Below are 26,610 nucleotides of genomic sequence, written 5' to 3'. Positions count from 1 at the left end.
CTCCCCTCCGGTTGCCCTGAGGAACCACGGCGGGGGCCCGGCCGGCGTCACCAGATGGTGACGCGGTCCTCCTCGGGAAGCCAGAGGGCGTCCTCAGGGGTGACACCGAACGCCTCGTAGAAGGGGTCCAGGTTGCGCACGATCTGGTTGCAGCGGAACTCGCCGGGGGAGTGGGGGTCGGTGGCGAGGAGTACCTTCATCGCCTCGGGGCGGCGCTTGCCGCGCCACGCCTGGGCCCAGCCCACGAAGAAACGCTGTGCGGGGGTGAGCCCGTCGATCGGCTCCCCGTCAGGGTCCCCGCCGGCCAGCAGCCACGCGCGGTAGGCGATACCGAGCCCACCCAGGTCGCCGATGTTCTCACCGACGGTGAGCTTCCCGTTGACCGAGCCGCTGTCGACGCCCTCCGGCACCAGGCCGTCGAACTGCCCGGTGAGCCGGTCGGCGAGCGCTTCGAACGAGTCGCGGTCCGCAGGCTGCCACCAGTCGCGCAGCCGGCCGTCACCGTCGCACGTGGAACCCTTGTCGTCGAAACCGTGGCCGATCTCATGCCCGATCACCGCGCCGATGGCGCCGTAGTTGACCGCGTCGTCGGCGTCGGCGTTGAAGAACGGCGGCTGCAGGATGGCGGCCGGGAACACGATCTCGTTGCGCAGCGGGTGGTAGTAGGCGTTGACGGTCTGCGGGAACATCTGCCACTCGTCGCGATCCACGGGTGCGCCGATCCGGCCGAGCATGTAGTCCAACTCGAACGAGTTGGCCGCCAGCACGTTGGGCACCAGGGAGTCCGGAGACACCTCGAGGGCGGAGTAGTCGCGCCACTTCGACGGGTACCCCACCTTCGGGGTGAACTGGCCGAGCTTGCGGAGCGCCTCGGCGCGGGTCTCCTCCGTCATCCAGGTGAGCCGCTCGATGGACTCGCGGTATGCCGCCAGCAGGTTGGCGACGAGCACGTCCATCGCCTGCTTGGCCTCTGGCAGGAAGTGACGCGCCACGTAGGCCCGACCCACCGCCTCGCCGAGCACGCCCTCGACGAACGCGATGCCACGCTTCCAGCGCGGCCGCTGCTCCTCGTTGCCGTTGAGGGTGCGTTCGTAGAAGTCGAACCGGGCCTCGACGAACTCCGACGACAGGTACGGCGACAGTGCGGCGATCGCCTTCCAGCGTGCCCAGCTGCGCCACGCGTCCAGCGGCGTCGAGTCCAGCAGGGGGGCGGTGCCCTCGAGGAACGACGGCTGCGAGACGATCACCTCGGTCAGCTTCTCCCGGGGGATGCCTGCCCCGGCGAGGAATGCGTCCCAGTCGAAGCCGGGTGAGGCCGCCACGACGTCGTCGTAGGAGGTGGGGTTGTACATGGCGCGGAGGTCGCGGAGGCGGACGCGGTCCCAGTGGTGGGCCGCGATGGCGGTCTCCAGGTCCATGACCGCCCGGGCCTGGTCCGCGGCGTCGGCGAACCCGGCAAGTGCGAGGACCCGGGTCACGTGGGCGAGGTACAGCTCGCGGATCTCGGCGTGCCCCTCCTCGCGGTAGTACGCCTCGTCGGGCAGGCCGAGCCCACCCTGGGAGGAGAAGACGGCGTAGCGGGTGGGCTCGCCGGGGTCGGACTCTTCGTAGAGGTGGACCAGAGGGCTGAGGCCGTGGCGCAGCGACCAGCCGAGGTGGCCCGCCAGGTCGCTCGTCGAGCCGATGGCGTCGATCGCGGCGAACACGGGCTGCAGGGGCGTGGCGCCCAGGGCCTCGGCGCGCTCCGTGTCCATGAAGGACGCGTACAGGGCCGCGACCTTGCCCTCGTCGGTGGCGACATCTCCTGCCGGCAGCTCGGTGACGAGCGCCAGCACGTCCTTCTCTGCCTGCTCCACGAGATCGACGAAACCTCCCGCCGACGACCGGTCCGGCGCGATGGTCGCGCTGCGCAGCCAGGTCCCGTTGACGTGACGGAAGAGGTCGTCGCGGGGCCGGACGGCCGGGTCGAAGTGCTCGAAGGTGATGGCAGAAGTCATGCCCGCCAGCCTAGCGAGCGGGCGAAGCCCTGAACCGCGGCGACCGTCGGGGATCAGCGCTCGTCGGCCTCCCACGTGTCCGGGCCCGCGATCACAGCGGCCAGCGCGGCGCCCGTGTCTTCGGCCCGGACTGCCGCGATCTGGTCGCGCAGCAGGTCGTCGTAGCTGGGGCGGGGTACGCGGCGGAAGATGCCGATGGGCGCCTGCCGGAGGACGCCGGTCTCCGTGAGCCGCGACAATGCGAACGCCTGCGACGGGTCCGCCCGCGTCTCGTCGTGGATGACGATGCGGGATTGATCCGCGGTGGCGGTGTCGACGATCTTGAGGTCCCCGTCGGCGTCCCGGATCACGCACTGCTCGCCGCCGGCGAACACGATGGGCTGCCCGTGCTTGAGCGAGATCAGCGCGCCCTCGGGGCCCTTGAGCGTGGCGAAGGCGTCGTCGTTGAAGATGGGGCAGTTCTGGTAGATCTCCACCAGTGAGGCGCCGCGGTGCTGCGTGGCGGCAGTCAGCACCTCGGTCAGGTGCGCGCGGTCCGAGTCGATGGTGCGGGCCACGAACGAGGCCTCGGCGCCCAGCGCCAGCGACACCGGGTTGAAGGGCGTGTCCAGCGAACCGTACGGGGTGGACTTCGTGACCTTGCCCAGCTCGGAGGTGGGGGAGTACTGGCCCTTGGTCAGCCCGTAGATGCGGTTGTTGAACAGCATGATGGTGATGTTCACGTTGCGGCGCAGGGCGTGCACGAGGTGGTTGCCTCCGATGGACAGCGCGTCGCCGTCGCCGGTGACCACCCAGACGTTCAGATCCGGCCGGGTCACCGCGACACCGGTGGCGATGGCCGGCGCGCGCCCGTGGATCGAGTGCATCCCGTAGGTGTCCACGTAGTACGGGAACCGCGACGAGCAGCCGATGCCCGAGACGATGACGGTGTTCTCCCGCTTGATGCCGAACGTGGCCATCATCGACTGGAAGGTGGACAGGACGGCGTAGTCGCCGCACCCGGGGCACCAGCGCACCTCCTGGTCGCTGGTGTAGTCCTTCTTGCCCAGTGGCTGAAGGCTCAGCGGAACTCCGACGAGGCCGGTGGTCATCAGTTCTCCTCCTGAAGTGCGTCGATCTCGGCGATGAGGTCCACCTCGAGCTCGCTGAGCGAGATCGGGAGGCCGCGGACGCGCGAGTAGCTGGAGATCTCGACGAGATAGCGGGCCTGCAGGACGGAGGCGAGCTGGCCGAGGTTCATCTCCGGCACCACCACCTTGTCGTAGGCGCGCAGCACGTCGCCGAGGTTGGCGGGCATGGGGTTGAGGTGCCGCAGGTGGGCGAGCGCCACGTGGCGTCCGCTGAGGCGGACGCGGCGGGCGGCGGCGGTGATCGGCCCGTAGGTGGAGCCCCAGCCGAGCACGAGGACGCGCGCCTGTCCGCTGGGGTCGTCGACGACGACGTCTGGGATGTCGGCGACGATCCCGTCGATCTTGGCCTGCCGGGTGCGGGTCATGAGCTCGTGGTTGTCCGGGTCGTAGGACACGTTGCCGGTGCGGGCAGCCTTCTCGATGCCGCCGATGCGGTGCTCGAGGCCGGGGGTGCCGGGGACGGCCCAGGCGCGGGCGAGGGTGTCCGGGTCCCGGTCGTAGGGGAGGAAGACGTCCTTGCCCTTCTCGTCGGTGGCGTTGGGGCCGACGGCGAACCCGGGCTCGATGGGGGCGATGGCGTCCAGGTCGGGGATCTTCCACGGCTCGGCGCCGTTGGCGAGGTAGCCGTCGGAGAGCATGATGACGGGCGTGCGGTACTTCACCGCGATGCGCACCGCCTCGATGGCGGTCTCGAAGCAGTCCGTCGACGACTTGGCGGCCAGCACCGGCACGGGGGCCTCGCCGTTACGCCCGTGGAGCGCCTGCATGAGGTCCGCCTGCTCCGTCTTGGTGGGCATGCCGGTGGAGGGCCCGGAGCGCTGCACGTTCACGATCACCAAGGGCAGCTCGGTCATCACCGCCAGGCCGATGGCCTCACCCTTGAGTGCCATGCCTGGGCCCGACGTCGTGGTGACGCCCAGCGCGCCGGCGAACGAGGCGCCGATGGCAGCCCCCACGCCGGCGATCTCGTCCTCGGCCTGGAAGGTCATCACGCCGAGGTCCTTGCGCCGCGACAACTCGTGCAGGATGTCCGAGGCGGGGGTGATGGGATACGAGCCGAGGAACAGCTGCATCCCTGCCTTGTGGGCGCCGGTGATGAGGCCGTAGGCGGTGGCGATGTTGCCCGAGATCTGGCGGTAGCGGCCCTGTGGCATGGGGGCGGGCGCCACGTGGTAGCGCACCTCGAACGCCTCCGTCGTCTCGCCGAAGGCGTAGCCGGCGTTGAAAGCCGCGATGTTCGCGTCGCGGATGAGCGGCACCTTCGCGAACTTCTGCGTGAGGAACTTCACCGTGCCCTCCGTGGGGCGCGAGTACAGCCAGCTCAGCATCCCGAGGGCGAACATGTTCTTGGTGCGCGACGAGTCCTTGCGGGAGAGGTCGAACTCGGCGACGGCGCCGGTGGCCAGGCCCGTGAGGTCCAGGGCGTGTACCGAGTAGTTGGCGAGCGTGCCGTCCTCGAGCGGGTTGCTCGCCCATCCGATCTTGGCGAGGTTGCGCTTGGTGAAGTCCGCGGTGTCGACGATGATCACTCCGCCGCGGGGCAGGTCACGCAGGTTGGCCTTCAGCGCTGCGGGGTTCATCGCCACGAGCACGTCCGGCACGTCACCGGGGGTGACGATGTCGAAGTTGGCGAAGTGCAGCTGGAAGCTGGAGACGCCGGGAAGCGTGCCCTGGGGCGCGCGGATCTCGGCGGGGAAGTTGGGCAGCGTGGCAATGTCGTTGCCGAAGCTCGCCGTCTCTGCCGTGAACCGGTCGCCGGTGAGCTGCATGCCGTCGCCGGAATCGCCGGCGAAGCGGATGACTACTCGGTCGAGGGGGAGCTGGTCAGCCACGTGCTATCTACCTCAGGGAATCTCGGGGTCAGTCGTCTGGCCCAGTGTACGGTTCTCGCCCCCAACCCCCGGCCTCGTTGGTTGCGCTGAGGGTGAACGGGCAGAAGTAGACTGCCCCTCATGCTGGCTGCCCGCGACTGGTTCGACGACGCGACGGTGTTCGTCGTCGACGTGCCGTTGGCCTGCTGCGCGCTGGAGACGCAGGCCGCAGCGGGGGAGCGTCCCGCCGTCGATCCGTCGTCGATTCCGCCGGGCGCCGCCCTGGTCGTGACGCTGTCGGGCACCCTCACGGCGCCGCTCGTGCCCGCCGTGCAGGACGCCCTGGATCGGCTGCGGGTCGATCGGACGGTGGTGGCGTTCGGGGCGTGCGCCAGTGCCGGAGGCCCGTACTGGGACTCCTACTCCGTGCTCGCGGGGGCCGGGTCGGTGGTGGCCGTGGACCATTTCATCGCGGGCTGCCCGCCGCCGCCGGAGGCGCTCGACCACTTCCTCGAGGGGGTCCGCCGTGCGCGCCTCGACCTCTGAGCGCCTGGCCGCCCACCCGAACGTGGAGATGGTGGACGCGGGGGCGTGGCGCGGCAGGGTCGCCGCCGCGCGCGCCGAGGGGTTCACGTTCCTGGCCAACCTCACCGCCGTCGACGACGTGGGCCTCTCGGACCACATCCGCGTGCTGCTGTGGCTGGAGAACCCAGACGACGGCGCCCGCACCCACCTGGGCGTCCTCACTCCGCGCGACGATGCCCACCTGCCGGATGTCGCGGACCTGTACCCCGGTGCCGCGTGGCTGCAGCGCCAGGTGCACGACTTCTTCGGCGTGCAGTTCGACGGCGCGGACAACCGTCCGCTCATCCACCACGCCGGAGGTGCCCCGCTGCGCAAGGACGCCCTGCTGGAGCCCCGGCAGACCCGCCACTGGCCGGGGGCGCTGGAGCCCGGCGAGTCCGAGCAGTCGCCTGGCCGGCGGAAGCTGGTCCCACCCGGGGTCCCGGACCCCGCGGTCGTGGCGGATCCGGCCGCGACACCGGCCGACATCGCGCTGTCGGCGACCGGGAGCCGGGTCAGGAGGGTCACGTGAGCGTGGCCCACGGCTCCATCGCGCTGATCGAGGAGCGCTGTACGTCCTGCATGATCTGCGCGCGCGAGTGCCCCACGTGGTGCATCACGCTGACGTCCCACCTCGAGCAGAGCGTCCCAGCGCCCGGGGCTCGTCCCCGCACGCACAACGTGCTCGACACCTTCGCCATCGACTGGGCGCTGTGCATGTACTGCGGGGTGTGTATCGAGCAGTGCCCCACCGACGCCCTGGAGTGGGGAGGCGGTCACGTGCCCTCCGCGGACCGGTTGGTGGACCTGGTGCACCGCCGCGATCAGTTGGCCCCCCGACGGGAGGGCGGTGAGTAGCCCTCTCGCGCAGGCGGCCCGTGATCTCAGACAGGCGGCGTCCACGCGCGCCGTCTGGTTCGGCTTCATCGGCACCTTCGGCATCCTCCTCGGCTCGCTGAGCCCGGCCTATCTCCCGCAGGCCTCGCCCATGTGGGACGTGCTGCGCGGCCTGGGAATCGAGGGAGCCACCACGAAGGTCGTCGGCACCGTCACCACACTGGTGGGTCTGGCGCTGCTGCTGGAGGCCTGGTTCCGGCTGCGACCGGCCCGGCGCCGGGCGATGGGGCAGCCGCAGCTCAGGCACTGGGCGGTGCTCACCATCATGGCCCTGCCGTTGGCGGCCGGGCCGCCGATCTTCTCCCACGACGCGTACTCCTACGCCGCGCACGGGTGGCTGATCCACAACAACCTCAGCCCGTACCAGGTGGGACCCGGGATTCTCCCCGGGTACTACGCGGACCAGGTGGCGTGGGTGTGGCGGGAGACGACGGCGCCCTACGGGCCGCTGTCGCTGTGGATGAGCCACGGGATCGTCCTGGTGGCGGGCCTCGACCCGTTCGTGTCCGCCGTTCTCATGCGGGTGCCGGCGCTCGTGGGCGTGGTCCTGATCGGCGCGCTGGTGCCCCGGATCGCCCACCGGGTCGGGGTGGACCACGCCGCCGCCAGTTGGTTCGCCGTCCTCAACCCCATCCTGATCATCGACTTCGTGGGTGGCGCCCACAACGACGCGCTCATGGTGGGCCTGATGGTGCTGGGCATCTGGCTGGCGATGCGCTGGCGACGGTGGTGGGCGGCGGCGCTCGTCATCGGGGTGGCCGCCGCCATCAAGCAGCCCGCCTTCCTCGCGGCGGTGGCGTTGCCCTTCCTGGTCACGCCGTGGACGTCGTGGCATCCCCGCGACGTCGCCTGGGCGGCCGGGAAGGCACTCGCGTCGCTTGCGCTGGCCGTGGGGGTGTTCGCCCTCATCTCGGTGGGCTCAGGCATGGGATTCGGATGGATCAACGCCATGAACGTCCCCGGGATGGCCGAGACCGTCTCGCCCTTCACGCTGCTGGGGCACGCCCTCCAATACCCCGCCACGCTTCTGGGTCTGGACCCGAGCGGGCGGGCTGTGGTCACCGTCGTGCGCGCCGTCGGCGCCGTGGTGTCGGTGGCGGGCATCGCCGTGTTCGCGTACCGGCACCTGGGGCGCCGGCCGCTGCACTTCCTCGCGTACTCGTTCCTCTGGTTCGCCCTCTGCGCGCCGGCGCTGCACTCGTGGTACCTGCTGTGGGGGGCGGTGCTGCTGCCCATGGCGCACCCGTCGTCCAGGCTGTTGCGGGCAGCGATCGTCATCACGGTCGTCCTGCTGGGATTCGCGGCCATGACGTTCGGGCTGCGCAACGGCCCGTGGATCCTGGTGCTGGTCCTGTTCGCGGCGGCCTACTGGATGATGCACACCCATGAGCTGAGCCAACCGATGGAGGAGCCGCAGCCGGTCAGGGCGTGAGAGGCGTCGTCGGGGGCGCGTAGTCCACGACGACGGGGGAGTGGTCGCTGACGCGCTCGTCGTAGCTGGGCTCGCGGCCCACCCAGGCGGCCGTGGCGCTCCTGGCCAGCGCGGCCGAGGCCAGGTGGTAGTCGATGCGCCAGCCGGCGTCGTTGGCCCAGGCCTGGCCACGCCAGGACCACCAGCTGTACGGACCCTCCGCCTGCGGGTGCACGTGACGCACCACGTCGACGAGGCTCCGGGGGCTGAGGATGGAGCTGAACCACTCGCGCTCCTCCGGCAGGAACCCCTCGGACCGCTGGTTGGTGCGCCAGTTGCGCAGGTCCTGGCGGGTGTGGGCGATGTTGAAGTCCCCCATGACGAGGAACTCGCGCCCCTCGGCCGCCGCCTCCCGCCGCGACGACGTCAGGAGCCGGGCGAACCCGCGCATGAAGCGCATCTTGCGCTGGTACTTCACCTCGCCACCCTCCTCGTGGGGCCACGCGGCGCCCTTTGGGAGGTAGACCGACGCGACGCGCAGTGGTGCGTCGGCCAGGTCGACCTCGAGGTAGCGGCCCTCGGTGGCGAAGCGGGCGAGGTCGCGGTTGACGATGCGTTCGGCCGGCACGTACTCGGGCTGGAGGTCAGGTCCGAACTGGCACGCCGTGCCGTCGAGCGCCCGGACGCGTGCCGGCCTCACCCGGGTCAGTACCGCGACGCCGTTGCGCCCTGCCGTGAGTCCGGTGTCGAGGGTGACGTGGTAGCCGTGGAAGGCCTCGAGCGGCAGGTCGTCGACGCGGCACCGGACCTCCTGCAGGGCGATCACGTCCGCGGCGGTACGGTCCCAGTAGGGGCGGAACCCTCGCCTGAGGGCGGCGCGGATGCCGTTGACGTTATGGGTGCCGATGCGCATGGGGGAGAGTCAGCGGTAGTTGACGTACTGGACCGCGAAGTCGTAGTCCTGCTCCTTGATGAGCGTCTGCACGGTCTGGAGGTCGTCGCGGCTCTTTGAGGTGATGCGCAGTTCGTCGCCCTGAATCTGGCACTTGACGCCCTTGGGGCCCTGGTCGCGCAGCAGCTTCGAGATCTTCTTCGCGTCCTCCTGCTGGATGCCCTGCTTGGTGGTGGCGGTGATCTTCCACAGCTTGCCGGACGCGCGGGGCTCCCCGGCGTCGAGCGCCTTGAGGCTCACGCCCCGGCGCGCGAGCTTGGACTGGAACACGTCCAGGACGGCCTTGACCCGCTCCTCGGACACGGCCTCCATCTCGATGTTCTCGCCCGACCAGACGATTCTGGCGTCGGTGTTCTTGAAGTCGAAGCGCTGGCTGACCTCCTTGGCGGCCTGGTTGAGGGCGTTGTCGACCTCCTGACGGTCGACCTTGCTCACGACGTCGAACGAGCTGTCTGCGGCCATGGGTGTGCCTCCTGCGGGGCTCTGTAGGTGTCCGACCATTCTGCCAGCCGCGCGGGTGGGAGGGTGCGTTGGCGATGTGGCGCGGGCGCTGATATGCTCGTGCGTCGCCGGGATTCCCGGCATGGCAGGTTGCCCGAGTGGCCAAAGGGAGCGGTCTGTAAAACCGTCGGCGTAGCCTACGTTGGTTCAAATCCAACACCTGCCACTAGGCCTCGAATCGGATTGGTTCGGGGCCTAGTTCTGCTTCACCCACCGCCAGAGAGGGGCCGACGATGGCCACCCCACACATCGCCTGCGAGCCCGGCGACATCGCACCACTCGTGATCATGCCCGGAGACCCCCGGCGGGCCGAGCGCATCGCGAACACCCGCATGCGCGACGTCCGACTCGTCTCGGACGTCCGCGGCATCGCGGCCTGGACGGGCACCGTCGACGGGGTGCCGATGACGGCGATGGCCTCCGGCATGGGCGTTCCGTCACTGTCGATCTACGCCACCGAACTCTTCTCGCAGTTCGGCGTGAAGCGGATCTGCCGCGTCGGAACCTGCGGCGGCATCTCGTCGAAGGTCGCGGTGAAGGACGTGATCGTCGCGTCCTCGGCGCACACCAACTCGGCGGTGTCGACGATCGACATCCCGGGGGTGTCCCTGTCGCTGGCCGCGTCCTACGACATGCTGCGCGGCGCCGTCGAGTTCGCACGCGGCCAGGGTCGGCCGGTCCACGTGGGCGCCGTGTTCACCAGTGACCTCTTCTACTCCTCCCGCACGGACGTGATCCCCGGCCTCGACAGGTTGGGCACGCTGGGAGTCGAGATGGAGGCCGCCGGCCTGTACGCCTGCGCGTTGGCCAACAACGCCGAGGCGCTGGCCGTGCTGACCGTCTCGGATCACCTGAAGGACGGCTCCTCGGACCTCTCCGCGGACGAGCGGGAGACCTTGTTCCAGGGCGCCCTCGAGGTGGCGGTCGCGGCGTTGAAGGCCTGACCCACGGCGATTTGTGGCCGCTGGCGGACGGCGTGTATGGTTGGTCGTCGGCTGGCCCCTATAGCTCAGTAGGTAGAGCGTCTCCATGGTAAGGAGAAGGTCTGCGGTTCGATTCCGCATGGGGGCTCGGTTCTTTCCCGGAACATCGGGACGGAACTCTGACGGGGTAGCTCAGTCGGTAGAGCAAGCGGCTCATAATCGCTGTGTCGCGGGTTCGAATCCCGCCCTCGTCACCACAACCGCCACACCAGCGCTCCGCGCGAAGCCAACTAAGGAATGTGACCATGGCCAAGAAGAGTCAGGACGTTCGTCCGAAGATCACGCTCGCGTGCACCGAGTGCAAGGAGCGCAACTACATCACCAAGAAGAACCGCCGCAACGATCCTGATCGCCTCGAGATCAAGAAGTTCTGCCCGCGTTGCCGCACCCACAGGGCGCACCGCGAGACCCGCTGAGCTCCTCCCCCGCATACGCCGAGACCGGCCACCCCACGGTGGCCGGTCTCGTTGCGTATTACACGCCGACCGCGCAACTGTGCAGGGCCGACGCGGCGCCGCGGGTGCCGGTAGCCTTGCGCCCATGCCCATCACCTCCGAGCATGTCGGGCGCCGCTATCCGGCCGCCCCGCCCTATGTGGTCAGCCACGCCAAGATCGCCGAGTTCGCCGAAGCGCTGCGTGACGCCAACCCCGCCTACTCCGGGGAGGATCCCATCGCTCCGCCCACCTTCGCCGCCGTCATCGCGGCCCAGGCATGGGGGAGCCTCTTCGCCGACGACGAGCTGGGCCTGGCGCTCAACCGCACCATGCACACGGACCAGACGTTCACGTTTCACCGGCCGCTGCGCCCGGGGGACGCCGTCGTCGCCGAGCTCAGCATCGAGAAGGTGCGCGGGCGTGGCGCCCTGGACATGATCACGGTCCTGGTGGACCTCGCCGTGGACGGCGTCACGGCCTGTGAGGCCCGCTCCACCCTCATGCACACCCGGGAGGATGACGATGCCTGAGGCATACGCCGGCCTTGAGCTGCCGCCCCTGCGGGTCCGCGTCACCCGCTCGACGGTGGTGCGCTACTCCGGGGCCTCCACGGACTTCAACGAGATCCACTTCTCGGACCGCCACGCCCGCGCCATCGGACTGCCCGGAGTGGTGGCCCACGGGATGTGGACCATGGGGGCCGGCCTGACGGTGGTCACGGACTGGATCGGCGACCCGGCGCGCGTGGTCAGCTACTTCGTCCGCTTCACGCGCCCCGTCGTCGTGCCGGACACGGACGAGGGCACCGAGGTGCTGTACGCCGCGACGGTCACGCACGTGGCCGACGGCCTGGCCACCGTCTCGCTGACCGCCACGTGCGGCGACGAGGCGGTCCTGGGTGCGGCCAGGGTCCAGGTGCGGGTTGACTGAGTGCCGGATCGACCGGCTGTCGGTGGACACCGGCAGCCCGGAGGTCGCGGCCTCGGCCCGCCTGGCGGACCACACGACGCTGCGCGTCGGCGGTGAGGCCCGGCGGTTCGAGGTGGCGACGACGGAGCGCGAGCTGATCGACCTGGTCACGGCTTGCGACACCGCCGGAGAGCCGCTGCTCATCCTCGGCGGTGGCTCCAATCTGCTGGTCGCCGACGACGGCTTCCCCGGCACCGTGGTCCGGGTGGCGCTCAGCGGCCTCGACGCGGACGTGTCCACCTGCGGCGGGGCGGCGATCAGGGTCGCGGCGGGCGAGAACTGGGACGACGTGGTGGCGTACGCCGTCGAGCAGGAGTGGAGCGGGCTGGAGACGCTCTCCGGCATCCCGGGCTCGGTCGGTGCCACCCCCATCCAGAACGTCGGCGCCTACGGCGCGGACGTCTCGCAGACCATCACGTCGGTGCGCACCTGGGACCGCCGGGACCGCACCCAGCGCACATTTCCCCTCAGCGACTGCGGCTTCGCGTACCGCACATCCCGGTTCAAGCGCGAACCCGGCCGCTTCGTCGTGCTCGAGGTGGGCTTCCAGCTTCCCCTCGGGTCCCTCGGCGCGCCGATCGCCTATCCGGAGCTGGCCCGGCACCTGGGCACCGAACCCGGACGGCGCGCACCCGCGGCGCGGGTCCGCGAGTCGGTCCTGGCGATCAGGGCGGGCAAGGGCATGGTGCTCGACGAGGCCGATCACGACACGTGGAGCGCGGGGTCGTTCTTCACCAACCCGCTCCTCACCCCCGATCAGGCCGCCGCGCTGCCGGACGACGCCCCCCGCTACCCGACCGACGAGGGCACGGTCAAGACCAGCGCGGCGTGGCTCATCCAGCACGCCGGCTACGCCAGGGGGCACGGCAACGCCCGCGCCGCCCTGTCGTCGAAGCACGTGCTGGCCCTCACCAACCGGGGCTCCGCGACCGCGGCAGACCTGGTGGCGCTGGCCCGCGAGGTCCGCGACGGGGTGGAGCAGCGGTTCGGGGTCCGACTGGTCCCGGAGGTCAACCTGGTGGGGCTCAGCCTCTGACCCGGGATGCGGTGCGGGGCACGCGTCAGTCCCGACGCTCCAGCACCGCCTGCGCCGCCGCGACGTAGCCCGCTGCGAAGGTGTGCGCGGCGAGCCGCAACGCGTCCCGGCCGGGCAGGAAGGCGCCGTGGTGCAGGCCCACCCCGTCGGCCCGCCCCGTCCCGATGAAGCACATCACGGAGGCGGTGGCCAGGCCGTACTCCCCGAAGTCGTCCGAGCCGCAGGACCGGAACGGCGTCTCCGCCACGATGACGCCCATGGCCGCGAGGATGGGATCGAGCCGCCGCACCAGCCCCGGGTCGTTGACCAGCGCCGGCCCGCCGTGGATGAAGCGCGTCCCCGCCGCAGCGCCCCGCGCCAACGCCACGGCGTCGGCGGTGCGGGCGATGGCGTCGTGCAGGAGGGCGCGGTCGTCGTCGGAGTAGGTCCGGATGGTGCCACGGCAGCGGGCCTCGTCGGCGATGATGTTGGCCGCCGTCCCGCCGGAGATCTGGCCGATGGACACCACCGTTGGGTGGGTGGGGTCGATGATCCGCGTGGGCAGCCCGGAGACGGCGGTCACGATGCTGGCCAGTGTGGTGATGGGGTCGATGGCCACGTGCGGGTAGGCGCCGTGCCCCGGGCGCCCGCGCACCACGATCTCGAACTCGTCGTAGGCGGCGTTGACCGCGCCGGCGCCGGTGGACACCACGCCGCGTTCGACCTGCGGCTGGACGTGCACGCCGACCATGGCCTCGATCTCCTGATCGTCCAGCAGCCCGGAGGCGACGATGTCCCCGGCGCCCGCCGGGGTCACCTCCTCCCGGGGCTGCAGGATGGGCACCATGCCGACGGGCAGATCAAGATCCCGGGCCGCCGTGATCAGGGCCCAGAGCGCGCCGAGATGCACGTCGTGGCCGCAGGCGTGCATGACGCCCGGCCGCCGCGACTCCCATTCGATCCCCGTCGACTCCGTCACCGGGAGCGCGTCCAGTTCGGCGCGGAGCCCCACCGCCGGCCCCGCCGGCCCCAGCCGGGCCCAGGCGCCCGTGTGCGCCAGGTGGGTCCAGTGGGTCCACTCGGCCGCCCGGACGAACGTGTCGCGGGTGGGTTCCTCCTCGCCGCTCAGGTGCGGCTCGGCGTGAATGGCGCGCCGCAGCGCCGCCGCGTCGGGAAGCACCCGGTCGATGCCCTCGATGAGGGCGCTGAGCAGGGCCGACGTCATAGCCACCCAGTCTAGGCCTTCGACGATGAACGGGGGCCGCAGTAGCCTGTCCGGGTGCCTCAGCCCCTCACCAACCCGGTTCGCCCCGCCGCGCCCCGTCGCTCCAGCCTGGTGCGGTTGCTGCCCTACCTGCTGCCGTTCTGGCGGCAGTTCGCGCTGGCTCTGGCCCTGGCGCCCATCGGTGTGGCCATGGCCGTGCTCATCCCCCTGCTGCTGGGCCGCATCGTCGACGGCCCCATCGCCGGGCGGGATCCGTGGGGGGTGGCGCTGTACGCGCTGCTGATCCTGGCGGCCGGGGCCGTGGACGCGTCCATCAACCTGGCCCGGCGATGGATGCTCACCCGGGCCACGTCGTCCCTGGAGGCCAACATCCGCCTGGACCTGTTCGACACGCTGCAGGCCCTCCAACTCGGCTTCCACAAGCGCTGGGAGTCGGGGCAACTGCTGTCGCGGATCATGAGCGACCTCGGGTTGCTGCGCCGCTTCATGTCCTTCGGCGTGCTCATGCTCATCATGAACACCATCCAGATCGTGGTCGTGGTGTCCATCATGGTGGCCATGCACTGGCCGCTCGGGGTCGCGGTGCTGGTCTCGGTGGTGCCGGTGGTGGCGGCCACCACCTACCTCGTCCACCGCTTCGGGCTGGTGTCGCGGCAGGTGCAGGATCGCACCGGAGATGTGGCCTCCGCGGCGGAGGAGGCGCTGCACGGCGTCCGGGTGATCCGCTCCTTCGGCCGGGTGCCCTTCGCGTTCAGTGGTTTCGACCGCCGCGCCGTGGCGCTCCGCGACGCGGGGGTCCACAGGATGAGGCTCGCCTCCGTGCTCTGGACGCTGCTGGAGGTGTTCCCCTCGGTGCTGCTGGTGGTGGTGCTCGGCGGCGCCGCCGTCGCCTCAGCGGACGGGCTCCTGACGCTGGGCCAGGTGGTGGCGTTCGTCACCCTCCTGCTCTCGCTGGCGTGGCCCGTGGGGTCGCTGGGGTTCCTCCTGTCCTTCATGCGTGAGGCGCAGACCGCGGCGGACCGGGTGTGTGAGGTGTTCGACGCGCCCGTGACGATCACCTCCGGCACCCGCCGCATCGCGCGGCCGCGCGGCGCCCTGAGCCTGCGCCACGTCCAGTTCCGGTTCGACGACGCCGACGCTCCCACGCTCACGGACGTGACCCTCGACATCGCCCCCGGTGAGACCGTGGCCCTCGTCGGCGGCACCGGATCCGGCAAGTCCACGATCGTCTCGCTGATCCCGCGCCTTCAGGACGTCACGGGGGGAGCCATCCTCCTCGACGGCGTGGACATCCGTGAGCTGGAGCTCACCCAGCTGCGGTCCCTCGTCGCCACCGCCTTCGAGGACCCGATCCTCTTCTCCATGTCGGCCCGCGAGAACCTGACCCTGGGCCGGCCCGACGCGTCGGACGGGGACATCGCGGAGGCGCTCCGGGTGGCGTCGGCGGAGTTCGTCCACGACCTGCCGTGGGGCCTCGACACCAGGCTGGGCGAACAGGGTCTCAGCCTCTCCGGCGGCCAGCGCCAGCGGCTCGCCCTGGCCAGGGCCATCCTCGTCTCACCCAAGGTCCTCGTCCTCGACGACACCCTCAGCGCGCTGGACATCCACACCGAGGCCGAGGTGGAGGCCGCGCTCAAGGCCACCCTGGTGGGGGTGACCGGCATCGTCGTGGCCCACCGGGCCTCGACGGTGCTGCTCGCGGACCGCGTCGCGATGCTCGTCGAGGGCCGCATCGCCCACGTCGGCACGCACCAGGAACTCCTGGCGACCGTGCCGGAGTATCGAGAGCTGCTGTCCGCCGATTACAGCATCGAGCCCGACCTGGCAGAGGAGGCGGCCCGATGACCGATACCCGCGACACGGCGCTCGAGGACTGGCGCGGCGTCAAGCAGGAGATCTCGGAGGAGACCGACTCCACGGTGGCCCTCAGACCCGCGAGCCGGAGGCTGCTGGCGGACCTGGTCCGCCCCTACCGACGCTGGGGTGCCGTCCTCGTCGTCGCCGTGGTGCTGGAGTCGCTGGCTCGCCTCGCCGTCCCCGTCCTGGTCCAGCGCGTGCTCGACGACGGCATCCCGGCGCTGCAGGGCGGCGTGTCCTCGACGCTGGTCACCCTCCTCGGGGTGATGGTGGGCGCCATCGTCGTGCAGGTCACCTGCCGCTCGTTCTTCCTGCGGAGGTCCGGCGTGATCGGCAACGACCTGCTGCTGACCCTCCGCCGCCGGCTGTACCGGCAGTTCCAGCGGCTGAGCGTCGGGTTCCACGACCGGTACACCTCCGGCAGGGCGGTGTCGCGGATGACCAGCGACGTCGAGGCCGTCCAGGAACTCGTCCTCCAAGGCATCGACGTGGTGGTCGCGGCCCTGCTCACCATCGTCGGCTCCACCGTCATCCTGCTGCTGCTCGATTGGCGGCTGGCGCTGGTGGCGTTCTTCACCTATCCGTTGCTGTGGCTGCTCATGAGGTGGTTCGCCAAGGCGTCCACGCGGGCCTTCCGGCACGTGCGGACCCTGTCGGCCATCGTGATCGTCCAGTTCATCGAGACGATGACCGGCATCAAGGCCGTGCAGGCCTTCCGCCGCGAACCGCGCTCCCGCGAGATCTTCGAGGCGGTGGCGCTGCAGTACCGCGACGCCAACACCACGGCCCTGCGGGTGTTCGCGCGCGCCATGCCGGGCATCCAGTTCGTCGGTCACGTGGGCGTCGTGGTCGTGGTGGCGGTCGGTGGTTTCATGGCGCTCGGTGACCAGTTGAGCGTCGGCACCCTCGCGGCGTTCGTGCTGTACGTGAGGATGTTCTTCGATCCCATGCAGGACATCGGGCAGTTCATCTCGTCGCTGCAGTCCGCGCTCACCGCGCTGGAGAAGGTGGCGAGCGTGATGGACGAGGAGCCCGACGTCCGCGACCCTGAGCACCCCGTCGCCCTGCCGACCGCGCGCGGGGAGGTGGCGCTCGACGGCGTCACCTTCTCCTACATCGAGGGCGCCACCGTGCTCCCGGGGCTCTCGCTCTCCATCGACTCCGGCCAGACCGTCGCCCTCGTCGGGACCACCGGGGCGGGCAAGACCACCATCGCCAAGCTCGTGGCGCGGTTCTACGATCCCCAGGCGGGATCGGTGCATCTCGACGGCGTCGATGTGCGTCACCTCGCCGACGACACCCTGCGCCGCCACGTCACGCTCCTCACGCAGGAGAACTTCATCTTCGCCGGCTCCGTGGCGGACAACATCGCATTCGGCAGGCCCGGGGCAACCCGCGAGCAGGTGGTCGCGGCGGCCCGTGCGGTGGGGGCCGACACGTTCATCGAGGCCATGCCGAGGGGATACGACACGGACACCGGAAAGCGGGGGTCGCGGCTCTCGGCGGGCCAGCGCCAGCTGGTGGCCTTTGCCCGCGTGGTGCTGGCCGATCCGCGGGTCCTCATCCTCGACGAGGCCACGTCCTCGCTCGACGTCCCCACGGAGCGGCTCGTCCAGCGCGCGTTGCGCACCATCCTCGCGGATCGCACGGCGATCATCATCGCCCACCGTTTGTCGACGGTGGAGATCGCAGACCGCGTGCTCGTCCTCCAGCACGGCCGCGTGGTGGAGGACGGAAGCCCGGCGGACCTCGTCGCCGGCCAGGGAAGGTACGCGGATCTGCACCGGGCATGGCTGTCGTCACTGGCCTGACCTGGTTCGCATCTGGGGTGCAAACCGCATATAGTTGGGGATCACCGGTAGTTATTGCCATGGTCGTCGTGTGCTCAAAAGCACCCGGCGCGTGGCGGTCCAACCGCCAAAGGGTAGTAGCTCAATTGGCAGAGCAGCGGTCTCCAAAACCGCAGGTTGGGGGTTCGAGTCCCTCCTGCCCTGCTAGGTAGCCGTCGATTCCGGCCGCCTCGCACGCCTGCCGACACACGTGGTCGGTGAGGCATTTTGTTTGTATATGCGAAGGGAAGTCCAGCGTGAGCGACAAGTCGCGCGACGCAGAGCCGGAGGGCCAGGAGTTCGTCTCCGAGGACGCCAGCGCGCCCGACGCGGACGAGATCGTCGCTGACGAGGACGCCCTCGCGGCCGCCGAAGCCGACGCCATGGCAGCCGACGAGGACGTGACCCTTGTGGGCGCGGAGTCCGAGGACGAGATCATCGCCGGGCTCGAGCACGAGTTCGACGACGAGGACCTCGCCGCGGCGCCCGTCATCGCGCGCAAGACAGCCAAGGCGCCGGTGCGCAAGAGCGCCCCCACCCGGAAGCGCAACGCCGCCCTCGCGGAGGGCGAAGACCCGTACGCCGCCCACAACCCCGCCGAGTTCGTCCGGCAGTCCGCCGGCGAGCTCAAGAAGGTTGTCTGGCCCACATGGCCGCAACTCGTCACCATGTTCGGCGCGGTGCTGGTCTTCGTGCTCATCATGATTTTCTTCGTGGGAGTGCTGGACATGGCGTTCGGCTGGTCACTTCTGCAGATCTTTGGGAGCAATGCATGACCGACTCTGACAACAACGACATCAACTTCGAGATCGACCTCGGCAGCTTGGAGGACGCCGCCACCGACGACGTGGAGATCGACCTCGGCGACCTGTCGGCGGACGCTGACGCTGACGAGTCGCCCGTGCTGCTGGCCGAGGAGCCCGCCACGCCGGAGGAGGACCAGGCCGAACAGGACGCGGACGACGCGGTCGCGGCCGCACTGGCCGAGTTGCGCGAAGAGCTCGAGTCGAAGGTCGGCGAGTGGTACGTGATCCACACGTACTCGGGCATGGAGAACCGCGTGAAGCAGAACGTGGACTCCCGCGCGCAGACCCTCAACATGGAGGAGTTCATCTTCGAGACGGTCGTCCCCACCGAGGAAGTCGTCGAGATCCGCAACAACGCCCGCAAGACGGTCACGCGCTGCGTGCTGCCGGGCTACGTGCTCATCCGGATGGAACTGACCGACGACTCGTGGAGCGTCGTGCGCCAGACCCCCTCCGTCACCGGCTTCGTCGGCCACGGACAACAGCCGGTGGCGCTGTCCATCGACGAGGTCCTCAACATGCTGACCCCGTCCGTGCATGCGAAGGTGAACGCCGAGCAGGCGGGCGCCGCCGTCTCGCGGAAGCGCAAGGTGGAGGTCGTGGACTTCGCAGTCGGCGACTCCGTCATGGTGACCGACGGCCCCTTCACCGGGGTCCACGCCACGATCACCGAACTCAATCCGAACAATCAGCGGCTCATCGCCCTCGTCGAGATCCTGGGGCGCGAGACACCCGTCGACCTCGAATTCAAGCAGGTCGAGAAAGTCGTCTAAGATTGTGCGTTGCGCCCGCCTGCGGGCACTTCCACCCATTTAGGTAAAGGACCCACCCATGCCTCCCAAGAAGAAGGTCGCGGCCCTCGTCAAGGTCGCTCTGAACGCCGGCTCAGCCACGCCCGCGCCCCCGGTCGGTACCGCACTCGGTCCGCACGGTGTCAACATCATGGAGTTCGTGAAGGCGTACAACGCCGCCACGGAGTCCCAGCGCGGCAACGTCATCCCCGTCGAGATCACGATCTACGAGGACCGCACGTTCACCTTCATCACGAAGACGCCGCCCGCCGCTGAGCTGATCAAGAAGGCCGCCGGCATCAAGAGCGGTGCTGCGAACCCGCTGACCACCAAGGTCGGCAAGCTCTCCAAGGACCAGATCCGCGAGATCGCGCAGACCAAGCTCCCTGACCTCAACGCCAACGACATTGAGGCCGCCATGAAGATCGTCGAAGGCACCGCCCGCTCCATGGGCGTCACCGTCGACTGATCCACCCCCCGTTCACTCTCCCTGGTAGGGGACAGCACCCCGCACCAGAACTGGTGGACCGGCCTACGAGGCCGGCAGACAAGAAGGAACCAGCATGAAGCACAGCAAGGCATACCGAGGCGCCGCAGAGAAGCGCGCCGAAGCACAGGCGTACAGCCCCGACGAGGCGCTTCGCCTCGTCAAGGAGATGGCCTCGGCCAAGTTCGACGAGACCGTCGACGTCGCCGTCCGCCTGGGCGTCGACCCCCGCAAGGCGGACCAGATGATCCGCGGCACGGTCAACCTTCCGCACGGCACAGGCAAGACGGCTCGGGTCCTCGTCTTCGCCGCCGGTGACAAGGCTGACGCCGCCCGGGCCGCTGGCGCCGACGAGGTCGGCACCGACGAACTGATCGAGAAGGTGGCCGGCGGCTACCTGGACTTCGACGCCGTCGTCGCCACCCCGGATCTCATGGGCAAGGTCGGCCGCCTCGGGCGCGTCCTCGGCCCGCGCGGTCTGATGCCCAACCCCAAGACCGGCACCGTCACGATGGACGTCGCCAAGGCCGTGGCCGACATCAAGGGCGGCAAGATCGAGTTCCGCATCGACCGCCACGGGAACCTGCAGTTCCTCATCGGGAAGGTGTCGTTCACGCAGGAGCAACTCACGGACAACTACTTCGCGGTGATCGAGGAGATCGTGCGTCTGAAGCCGTCCGCGTCGAAGGGCCGCTACGTCCGCAAGATCGCGGTCTCGGCCACCATGAGCCCCAGCGTGCTCGTCGACACCTCGATGACCAAGCCCCCCGAGGCCTGAGCTCCACCACCCACACCGCGCTCTCGGGGCGGGCACCATCGCGGTGCCCGCCCCGAGGCGCGTCTGGTGACAGGATGGCCCCATGGCCACCGTCGACCTCCGCCGCCAGGGCAGCATCGCCGTCATCACGCTCAACAACCCCGGCAAGCGCAACGCGATGACCGACGACATGTGGCGCCGTGTGCCCGCGCTGATGCGGGACCTCGACGCAGATCCGGAGGTGGCCGTCGTGGTCCTCACCGGTGCGGAGGGAACCTTCTGCGCCGGGTCGGACATCGGTGGGCTCGATGAGCTCCACCATGCCGAGCGCCCCATCAACGCCGAACTGGCCATCGCCCGGAGCCCCAAGCCCGTCATCGCCGCCATCGAGGGCGCGTGCTACGGCGGGGGCCTGGAGTTGGCCCTGGGCTGCGACCTGAGGATCGCCGGGGCCACGGCCACCTTCTCCGTCCCCCCGGCCACGCTGGGGATCGTCTACCCGGTGTCGGCCACCGAGCGGATGATCCACCTCATGGGCCCAGCCGTGACCAAGGAGTTGCTGTTCACCGCGGCCCGCGTGGACGCGGAGCGCGCGCTGGCGGTGGGCCTGCTCAACCGGGTCGTGGACGCCGGAGACGCCCTGTCAGCGGCCATCGGAGTGGGTGAGCAGATGGCGGGCCTCTCGCAGCTCACGCTCCGGGCCTCCAAGGAGATCGTCGACGGCCTGGTCCACCGCGACCTGGAGGCGGAGACGGCCATCTCCTGGGTCCAGCGGGCGAACGCCGGCCCGGACAAGGAGGAGGGGATCGCCGCCTTCCGTGACCGCCGGCCGCCACGCTTCACCTGGCGGCCGGACTGACGCGCGTCCTGGCCGTGGGCGCGGCCGCGTCGTAGGGTGGGGGACCAGCACGACGGAAGGGACGCCCATGACCACTGTCGCCACCGAGGGCTCCGCGACGGGACCGGCCGAGATCGTCCTGGTCAGGCATGGCCAGAGTCTCGGCAACGTTGCCGACCACGCCGCCATAGCCGCCAAGGCGCACCGCCTCGACCTGCCCACCAACGACGAGCTGATCGACCTGTCGGGTGAAGGCCGGCGCCAGGCCGAGGCACTGGGGCGCCACATCGCCGCGCTCCCCGCCGGCGAGCGGCCCACCGTCGTCGTGAGCTCACCCTTTCGCCGAGCCCGAGCCACCGCAGAGCGCGCACTGGCGGCCTTGCAGGGGACGGAGATCCTGCTCGACGAGCGCCTTCGGGAGCGTGAACTCGGCATCTTCGACGGCGTGACGTGGTACGGCATCAAGGCGGAACACCCGGAGGAGTCCGAACGCCGCGACAGGGTGGGGAAGTTCTACTACCGGCCGCCCGGCGGCGAGTCCTGGGCAGACGTGATCCTGCGGATCCGCAGCCTCCTGGTGGAACTGCAGGCGCGCTACGCGGGGGAGCGGGTCTGGCTGTTCAGCCACGAGGCGGTCATCCTCGCCTTCCGCTACGTTCTGGAGGGTCTCGAGGCGGCGCAGGTGGTGGCCCTCCAGAAGGAGGAGCCCGTGGCCAACTGCTCCATGACGCGCTACATCGAGCGCGACGGCGCCCTGCAGCTGGCGGCCCGCGACGACGTGAGTGCGCTGCTGGGCAGCGGCGAGGCCCGCGTGACGCGCGAGCCCGGCCATGCCCGGGAGGGCGGCGACGGAGGCGCCGAGGCGCAGCCGTCGCGGAGGGGGGAGGGATGACCGACGCGCGGGACCGGCCGACCGTCATCACCCCTGCCGTGCTGCGCGACTGGCCCCTGCCGTCGCCGCGGGGGAGCAAGGACGCCCGGGGGCGCGCGCTGATCGTCGGTGGCAGCGTGCCCAATCCAGGCGGTGTGCTGCTGGCGGCGCGTGCCGCCATGCGATCGGGCGCTGGCAAGACCCAGCTCGTGGTGCCTGAGCCGGTGGCGGTGCCCATGGCCGTGGCGATGCCCGAGTCGCTGGTCCGCGGGGCGCAGTGCTCGGCGGAGGGCGATCTCACCTGGGCGGCCGCGACGGTGGTGGTCGACTACTCTCCGGGCGCGGACGCCACGCTGATCGGCCCCGGCATGCTCGACGTCGGCCGAGCGGTCGCGTTGATGGAGGCCGTGGCTCCCCTGCTCCGCGGGACCGTGGTGCTCGACGCCCTGGCGCTGGCCTGGCTCACGGAGGACCCGTCGCGAGGGGGTGCCCTCGACGCGCTGGTCCTCTCGCCCAACCTGAGCGAGCTGGCGTTGACCTTGGGCGTCGACGAGGAAGAGGTGCGCCGGGACCAGGGGGCCGCGGTCCTCCGCCTGGCCGAGGCCACCGGGGCCGTGGTGAGCTCAGGATCCTCCAGCACCTTCATCGGCACTCCCGACGGGCGGCTCTGGCGCAGCGACGAGGGCAACGCGGGGCTGGGAGTCGCGGGTTCGGGCGACGTGAAGGCCGGCATCGTGGTGGGTCTGTGCGCGCGGGGCGCGGAGCCGGCCCAGGCCGCGGTCTGGGCGGCCTATCTGCACGGCACGGTGGGCGGGAGGTTGGCGTCCAGATTCGGGCCGACGGGCTACCTCGCGGGCGAGTTGCCCTCCGAGATCCCGCTGGCCCTCCTCGAGATCGGCTGAAGCCCGGCGGCGGGTGCCCTCAGAGGACCTTGGCGAAGAAGTCCCGGGTGCGCTGCTGCTGTGGGTGGTCGATGACCTCGGCCGGGGTGCCGCGCTCGACGACGACGCCGTCGTCCATGAACACCACCTGGTCCGCCACCTCGCGGGCGAAACCCACCTCGTGGGTCACCACGATCATGGTCATGCCGCTGGCCGCCAGCTCCTGCATGACGCTCAACACCTCGCCCACCAGCTCGGGATCAAGGGCAGAGGTGGGCTCGTCGAACAGCATCAGCTCCGGCTCCATGGCCAGGGCGCGGGCGATCGCGACGCGCTGCTGCTGACCACCGGAGAGCTGGGACGGGTAGTGGTCCGAGCGGTCCGAGAGGCCCACGCGCTCGAGCTGGTCACGGGCCAGGGACTCGGCCGCGGGCTTGGACAGCCCGCGCACCTGACGTGGCGCCTCCATCACGTTCTCGAGAGCGGTCATGTGTGGGAACAGGTTGAAGCGCTGGAACACCATGCCCACCTTGGACCGCTGCTGCGCGATCTCCTTGTCGCTGCGGCGATGCAGGCGGCCGTTCACCTCGCGCAGCCCCATCAGCTCCCCGCCGACGAACATCCGGCCGGAACTGATCTGCTCCAGCTCGTTGATGCAACGGATCAGGGTGGACTTGCCGGACCCCGACGGGCCCAGCACCACGCACACTTCGCCCCTGCCGACGGTGAGGTCCACGCCCTTGAGGACGTGCAGGTGACCGAAGAGCTTGTGAACACCCCGTGCCTCGACCATCGCGCTCATGGGGTCACCTCCAGATTCGGATCGGTGTGCACCGTGCCCGCGGCGAGGATGGCCTGCTGCCGCCGTGACATGCCCTTGGCCGGCTTCGCGCGCCCCGTGGTGTCGGTGTCGAAGCCGCGACCGTAGTACGCCTCCAGGTAGGACTGGCCCACCATCAGGATCGACGTCACCACCAGGTAGTAGATCGCGGCGACGATGAGCAGCGGGACGGGGAGGAAGTTCTTGTTGCCGATGGCGTTGGTGACGAACGTCAGCTCCAGGCTGAACGGGACCGCGAGCACGAGCGAGGTGGTCTTCAGCATGGAGATGGTCTCGTTGCCGGTGGGCGGCACGATGACGCGCATGGCCTGCGGGATGATCACCCGGCGCAGCGTCGTGGAGCGCTTCATGCCCAGCGCCGTCGCAGCCTCCCACTGTCCCTTGTCCACTGAGTTGAGGCCCGAGCGCACGATCTCCGACAGGTACGCGCCCTCGTTGAGCCCCAGGCCCAGGATGGCCGCGACGCCCGCGTTGATGACGTCCTGCGTGGTGAACTCGAAGAACTCGGGGCCGAACGGGATGCCGAGGCTGAGCCGCGGGTAGAGCACCGGCAGCAGGCCCCAGAAGACCAGCTGGGTGTAGACGGGGGTGCCGCGGAAGAACCAGATGTAGGCCCATGCCACCGCCTGCAGGATGGGGTTGGTGCCCATCCGCATCATCGCCGTCGTCACCGCCAGCGTGATGCCCAATGCCATGGCGCCGACGGTGAGCAGCAGTGTCCAGCCCAGGCCGGAGATGATGCGCGGATCGAGCAGGTGCCCGGCGACCACGTCCCAGTGGTAATTGGGGTTGGTCAGCAGGCCGTGGACGAGCATGCCCACGAGCACCAGCACGACGCCGGCCCAGATCCACAGGCTGGGCCTGGGGACCGGGCGGGCGTGGATCAGCTCCGGCGTGGGCTGGCGCATGCTCAGGCCTGCGGGTGGATCTCGGCCATGTCGAGGCCGGCCTCGGTGACACCCCAGCTGTCGAGGATCGCGGCCCATGTGCCGTCGTCCATGAGCGACTGGACCGCCTGCTGGATGGCGGCGGTGAGCTCGACGTCGTCCTGCGCCACGACGATGCCCTGCGGGGCCGCGTCACGCACGCCCCCGACCACCTCGAGCTGGTCGTTGGTCAGCGCCACCGCGTAGGAGGCCACCGTCGAGTCCGCGTAGAAGGCCTTCACCTTGCCGCCCACGAGGTTGGTGGTGACGTCTGACTGCTTGGCGTAGGGGAGGACCTCGATGGGCTCCTGGCCCTCGTCCTCGCAGGCCTGCGTGAACCCGGCGAGTTCCTCCTCCTGCCAGGTACCGGTCTGGACGCCGATCGTCTGGCCGCACAGGTTCTCCGGGTCGAACGCCTCCGGGTTGCCCTTCTTCACGGCGAAGCTGGAGCCCACCGTGATGTAGGAGATCATCGTGAAGTTCGCGGTGCGCTCCTCGGTGACCGTGAACGAGGAGATGCCGATGTCGTACTTGGTGCCGATGCCGGGCAGCAGGGAGGCGAACTCACCGTCGACCACCTCGGTCTCGACCCCGAGCACCTTCCCGATCGCCTTGCCGAGGTCGACGTCGTAGCCGATGGCGGTGGTGAGATCGTCAGCGCGGAACTCGGCCGGCGCATAGTCGGTGGCGGCACCGATGGTCAGCGTGCCCTTGTCTGCGATCTCCTGCGGCAGCAGGGCTGCGATGTCGTCCACCTTTGCCACGCCTGAGACGTCGTAGGTGCGGTCGGTGGAGTCCGCCGGAGCGGAGGAGGGGTCGGTGGTGGTCGACGGGGCGCTGCAGGCGCTCACGGCGAGGGTGGCCAGTAGGCCGGCGGCGAGGATGCGACGCATGAGGGTCCTCTCGGAGTGGAACAGATCAACATGTCGAGGTTAGTGCACGCCGCTCAAGTCGACACGCCCGGGCTCACGGGGCAGCCCGCGTGCCCGATTTGGGGCGGCGTCGGCTCCTGGGTATAGTTCGCAGAGCCGAAGACCGCAGGTGGCATCCCAGCCATAAACGCCGCAAGGCACCCGCGCAGGTGTACGTGTCAGCTTCCCGTTCCACGGGTCGCCCCGCGCCGCCGGCGTCGGGGCGTTTTTTGCGTCACTGCACTTCGGCCCTCCCGCCGCCCACCCGGGCGGACGGAGGCTGTTAGACCGGAAGGAGACCACATGGCGAGGCCGGATAAGGCTGCCAAGGTCGCGGATCTCACTGACCAGTTCAGTAACTCCGCGGCGGCAGTGCTGACCGAGTACCGCGGTCTCACCGTCAAGGATCTGAAGACCCTTCGTCGATCCCTCGGTGAGAACGCAACCTACGCCGTTGCGAAGAACACCCTTGCGGCGATCGCAGCCAAGGAAGCCGGCATCGAGGGAATCGCAGACTCCCTCACCGGCCCCACAGGCATCGCGTTCGTCAGCGGTGATATCGCTGCCGCCACCAAGGGGCTGCGTGACTTCGCAAAGGCCCACCCGTCTCTGGCAATCAAGGGTGGTGTGCTCGAGGGAAAGTTCCTCGACGCCCAGGCCGTCCTGAAGCTCGCGGACCTCGAGTCCCGCGAGGTTCTGCTGGCCAAGATGGCCGGCGCACTGCAGGCCAACATGGCCAAGGCCGTCTACATGCTGGCCGCCCCGCTGTCGCAGGGTGCCCGCCTGTTCGGTGCTCTGCAGACCGCTGCCGAGGCCAACCCCTCCCTGATCGGTGGCGCCGGCTCCGCGCCTGCCGCCGACGCCACAGACGAGACCCCCGCCGCTGATGCGGCACCCGTTGCAGCTGACGCTGCGGAGTGATCC

The 26,610-nt window shown here is 70.0% G+C and carries 28 protein-coding genes and 4 tRNA genes; 23 read left to right on the top strand and 9 right to left on the bottom strand.

Features of this window, described 5'->3' with window-relative positions:
- Positions 1-47 precede the first annotated feature (47 nt).
- Genes ACZK5N_RS06910 through ACZK5N_RS06900 form a run of 3 tightly spaced genes read right to left on the bottom strand, consistent with a single transcriptional unit; the run spans position 48 to position 4,959 of the window.
- The gene (locus ACZK5N_RS06910; RefSeq protein ID WP_459020333.1) at positions 48-1,997 is read right to left on the bottom strand and encodes a M13 family metallopeptidase; all 1,950 of its coding nucleotides are present in this window, start codon (positions 1,995-1,997) and stop codon (positions 48-50) included.
- Between the two features lie 53 nt (positions 1,998-2,050).
- Complete coding sequence (locus ACZK5N_RS06905; protein ID WP_459020332.1) at positions 2,051-3,088, bottom strand: 2-oxoacid:ferredoxin oxidoreductase subunit beta; 1,038 nt, start codon at positions 3,086-3,088, stop codon at positions 2,051-2,053.
- Positions 3,088-4,959, bottom strand: coding sequence for a 2-oxoacid:acceptor oxidoreductase subunit alpha (locus ACZK5N_RS06900; RefSeq protein WP_459020331.1), 1,872 nt, complete (start codon positions 4,957-4,959; stop codon positions 3,088-3,090). Before ACZK5N_RS06900 ends, ACZK5N_RS06905 begins: the two co-directional genes overlap by 1 nt.
- Before the next feature lie 120 nt (positions 4,960-5,079).
- Here ACZK5N_RS06900 and ACZK5N_RS06895 point away from each other — a divergent pair, with 120 nt between their 5' ends.
- From ACZK5N_RS06895 to mptB, 4 genes are read left to right on the top strand one after another with little or no spacing between them, the layout of a single operon-like run.
- The gene (locus ACZK5N_RS06895; RefSeq protein ID WP_459020330.1) at positions 5,080-5,484 is read left to right on the top strand and encodes an NADH-quinone oxidoreductase subunit B; all 405 of its coding nucleotides are present in this window, start codon (positions 5,080-5,082) and stop codon (positions 5,482-5,484) included.
- Entirely contained in the window at positions 5,465-6,034 is a 570-nt protein-coding gene (locus tag ACZK5N_RS06890; protein ID WP_459020329.1) for an NADH-quinone oxidoreductase subunit C, read from the top strand. Before ACZK5N_RS06895 ends, ACZK5N_RS06890 begins: the two co-directional genes overlap by 20 nt.
- A 2-nt stretch (positions 6,035-6,036) precedes the next feature.
- Entirely contained in the window at positions 6,037-6,360 is a 324-nt protein-coding gene (locus ACZK5N_RS06885) for a 4Fe-4S binding protein (RefSeq protein ID WP_459020419.1), read from the top strand.
- Entirely contained in the window at positions 6,353-7,831 is a 1,479-nt protein-coding gene (mptB, locus tag ACZK5N_RS06880) for a polyprenol phosphomannose-dependent alpha 1,6 mannosyltransferase MptB (protein WP_459020328.1), read from the top strand. Before ACZK5N_RS06885 ends, mptB begins: the two co-directional genes overlap by 8 nt.
- Here the strand turns inward: mptB and ACZK5N_RS06875 are convergent.
- Both ACZK5N_RS06875 and ACZK5N_RS06870 read right to left on the bottom strand, forming a co-directional pair.
- Positions 7,821-8,723, bottom strand: a complete 903-nt coding sequence (locus ACZK5N_RS06875) for an exodeoxyribonuclease III (RefSeq protein WP_459020327.1) — start codon at positions 8,721-8,723, stop codon at positions 7,821-7,823. The two genes, mptB and ACZK5N_RS06875, sit on opposite strands and share 11 nt — an antisense overlap.
- Positions 8,724-8,732: 9 nt before the next feature.
- On the bottom strand, positions 8,733-9,224 hold the full coding sequence (locus ACZK5N_RS06870; protein ID WP_459020326.1) for a YajQ family cyclic di-GMP-binding protein: 492 nt from the start codon (positions 9,222-9,224) through the stop codon (positions 8,733-8,735).
- 123 nt (positions 9,225-9,347) lie between these two features.
- Between ACZK5N_RS06870 and ACZK5N_RS06865 the strand changes: the two genes are divergently transcribed.
- The 8 genes from ACZK5N_RS06865 to ACZK5N_RS06830 all read left to right on the top strand — a co-directional run bounded on the left by ACZK5N_RS06865 (position 9,348) and on the right by ACZK5N_RS06830 (position 12,687).
- Positions 9,348-9,429 (top strand) — tRNA-Tyr (locus ACZK5N_RS06865).
- A 67-nt stretch (positions 9,430-9,496) separates the two neighbouring features.
- Positions 9,497-10,207 (top strand): purine-nucleoside phosphorylase, encoded by a 711-nt coding sequence (gene deoD / locus ACZK5N_RS06860; RefSeq protein ID WP_459020325.1) that lies wholly within the window; start codon positions 9,497-9,499, stop codon positions 10,205-10,207.
- 54 nt (positions 10,208-10,261) lie between these two features.
- Positions 10,262-10,334, top strand: a tRNA-Thr gene (locus tag ACZK5N_RS06855).
- Between the two features lie 33 nt (positions 10,335-10,367).
- Positions 10,368-10,443 (top strand) — tRNA-Met (locus tag ACZK5N_RS06850).
- Between the two features lie 48 nt (positions 10,444-10,491).
- A complete protein-coding gene (gene rpmG, locus ACZK5N_RS06845) occupies positions 10,492-10,662 on the top strand; it encodes a 50S ribosomal protein L33 (protein WP_458994554.1) in 171 nt (56 codons plus the stop codon).
- A 124-nt stretch (positions 10,663-10,786) separates the two neighbouring features.
- Entirely contained in the window at positions 10,787-11,212 is a 426-nt protein-coding gene (locus tag ACZK5N_RS06840) for an FAS1-like dehydratase domain-containing protein (RefSeq protein ID WP_459020324.1), read from the top strand.
- Positions 11,205-11,612, top strand: coding sequence for a MaoC/PaaZ C-terminal domain-containing protein (locus ACZK5N_RS06835; RefSeq protein WP_459020323.1), 408 nt, complete (start codon positions 11,205-11,207; stop codon positions 11,610-11,612). Before ACZK5N_RS06840 ends, ACZK5N_RS06835 begins: the two co-directional genes overlap by 8 nt.
- 7 nt (positions 11,613-11,619) lie before the next feature.
- A complete protein-coding gene (locus ACZK5N_RS06830) occupies positions 11,620-12,687 on the top strand; it encodes a UDP-N-acetylmuramate dehydrogenase (RefSeq protein WP_459020418.1) in 1,068 nt (355 codons plus the stop codon).
- A 25-nt stretch (positions 12,688-12,712) separates the two neighbouring features.
- On the opposite strand, the gene ACZK5N_RS06825 is transcribed toward ACZK5N_RS06830, so the two are convergent.
- Entirely contained in the window at positions 12,713-13,891 is a 1,179-nt protein-coding gene (locus tag ACZK5N_RS06825; protein ID WP_459020322.1) for a M20 metallopeptidase family protein, read from the bottom strand.
- Between the two features lie 54 nt (positions 13,892-13,945).
- Between ACZK5N_RS06825 and ACZK5N_RS06820 the strand changes: the two genes are divergently transcribed.
- The 10 genes from ACZK5N_RS06820 (at position 13,946) to ACZK5N_RS06775 (ending at position 23,029) form a co-directional block, all read left to right on the top strand.
- Positions 13,946-15,736: an ABC transporter ATP-binding protein gene (locus ACZK5N_RS06820; protein ID WP_459020321.1), complete on the top strand. Its 1,791-nt coding sequence runs from the start codon at positions 13,946-13,948 to the stop codon at positions 15,734-15,736.
- Positions 15,733-17,559, top strand: coding sequence for an ABC transporter ATP-binding protein (locus ACZK5N_RS06815; RefSeq protein ID WP_459020320.1), 1,827 nt, complete (start codon positions 15,733-15,735; stop codon positions 17,557-17,559). Before ACZK5N_RS06820 ends, ACZK5N_RS06815 begins: the two co-directional genes overlap by 4 nt.
- A gap of 110 nt (positions 17,560-17,669) precedes the next feature.
- Positions 17,670-17,742 (top strand) — tRNA-Trp (locus tag ACZK5N_RS06810).
- A gap of 92 nt (positions 17,743-17,834) precedes the next feature.
- Positions 17,835-18,353, top strand: coding sequence for a preprotein translocase subunit SecE (secE, locus tag ACZK5N_RS06805; RefSeq protein WP_459020319.1), 519 nt, complete (start codon positions 17,835-17,837; stop codon positions 18,351-18,353).
- Positions 18,350-19,156, top strand: a complete 807-nt coding sequence (gene nusG, locus ACZK5N_RS06800) for a transcription termination/antitermination protein NusG (protein WP_459020318.1) — start codon at positions 18,350-18,352, stop codon at positions 19,154-19,156. Before secE ends, nusG begins: the two co-directional genes overlap by 4 nt.
- Positions 19,157-19,214: 58 nt before the next feature.
- Positions 19,215-19,643, top strand: a complete 429-nt coding sequence (gene rplK / locus ACZK5N_RS06795; RefSeq protein ID WP_459020317.1) for a 50S ribosomal protein L11 — start codon at positions 19,215-19,217, stop codon at positions 19,641-19,643.
- Positions 19,644-19,737: 94 nt separating this feature from the next.
- Positions 19,738-20,439 carry a 50S ribosomal protein L1 gene (rplA, locus tag ACZK5N_RS06790; protein ID WP_459020316.1) on the top strand — a complete coding sequence of 234 codons (702 nt, stop codon included), beginning with the start codon at positions 19,738-19,740 and terminating at the stop codon, positions 20,437-20,439.
- Positions 20,440-20,521: 82 nt separating this feature from the next.
- Positions 20,522-21,277, top strand: a complete 756-nt coding sequence (locus ACZK5N_RS06785; protein WP_459020315.1) for an enoyl-CoA hydratase/isomerase family protein — start codon at positions 20,522-20,524, stop codon at positions 21,275-21,277.
- A 67-nt stretch (positions 21,278-21,344) separates the two neighbouring features.
- On the top strand, positions 21,345-22,148 hold the full coding sequence (locus tag ACZK5N_RS06780) for a histidine phosphatase family protein (protein ID WP_459020314.1): 804 nt from the start codon (positions 21,345-21,347) through the stop codon (positions 22,146-22,148).
- Positions 22,145-23,029 carry an ADP-dependent NAD(P)H-hydrate dehydratase gene (locus tag ACZK5N_RS06775; protein WP_459020313.1) on the top strand — a complete coding sequence of 295 codons (885 nt, stop codon included), beginning with the start codon at positions 22,145-22,147 and terminating at the stop codon, positions 23,027-23,029. The genes ACZK5N_RS06780 and ACZK5N_RS06775 overlap by 4 nt, the downstream gene beginning before the upstream one ends.
- A 19-nt stretch (positions 23,030-23,048) precedes the next feature.
- On the opposite strand, the gene ACZK5N_RS06770 is transcribed toward ACZK5N_RS06775, so the two are convergent.
- The 3 genes from ACZK5N_RS06770 to ACZK5N_RS06760 form a co-directional block, all read right to left on the bottom strand.
- Positions 23,049-23,801, bottom strand: a complete 753-nt coding sequence (locus ACZK5N_RS06770; protein WP_459020417.1) for an amino acid ABC transporter ATP-binding protein — start codon at positions 23,799-23,801, stop codon at positions 23,049-23,051.
- A gap of 5 nt (positions 23,802-23,806) precedes the next feature.
- A complete protein-coding gene (locus ACZK5N_RS06765; protein ID WP_459020416.1) occupies positions 23,807-24,664 on the bottom strand; it encodes an amino acid ABC transporter permease in 858 nt (285 codons plus the stop codon).
- A 95-nt stretch (positions 24,665-24,759) separates the two neighbouring features.
- Positions 24,760-25,668 carry an ABC transporter substrate-binding protein gene (locus ACZK5N_RS06760; RefSeq protein ID WP_459020312.1) on the bottom strand — a complete coding sequence of 303 codons (909 nt, stop codon included), beginning with the start codon at positions 25,666-25,668 and terminating at the stop codon, positions 24,760-24,762.
- Positions 25,669-25,989: 321 nt separating this feature from the next.
- Between ACZK5N_RS06760 and rplJ the strand changes: the two genes are divergently transcribed.
- The gene (gene rplJ / locus ACZK5N_RS06755; protein ID WP_459020311.1) at positions 25,990-26,607 is read left to right on the top strand and encodes a 50S ribosomal protein L10; all 618 of its coding nucleotides are present in this window, start codon (positions 25,990-25,992) and stop codon (positions 26,605-26,607) included.
- Positions 26,608-26,610: the final 3 nt, after the last annotated feature.

The sequence above is a fragment of the Tessaracoccus pujii genome (assembly GCF_055326215.1).
The sequence above is the reverse complement of the archived record's forward strand: the minus strand, read 5'-3'. Positions and strand labels throughout refer to the sequence as shown.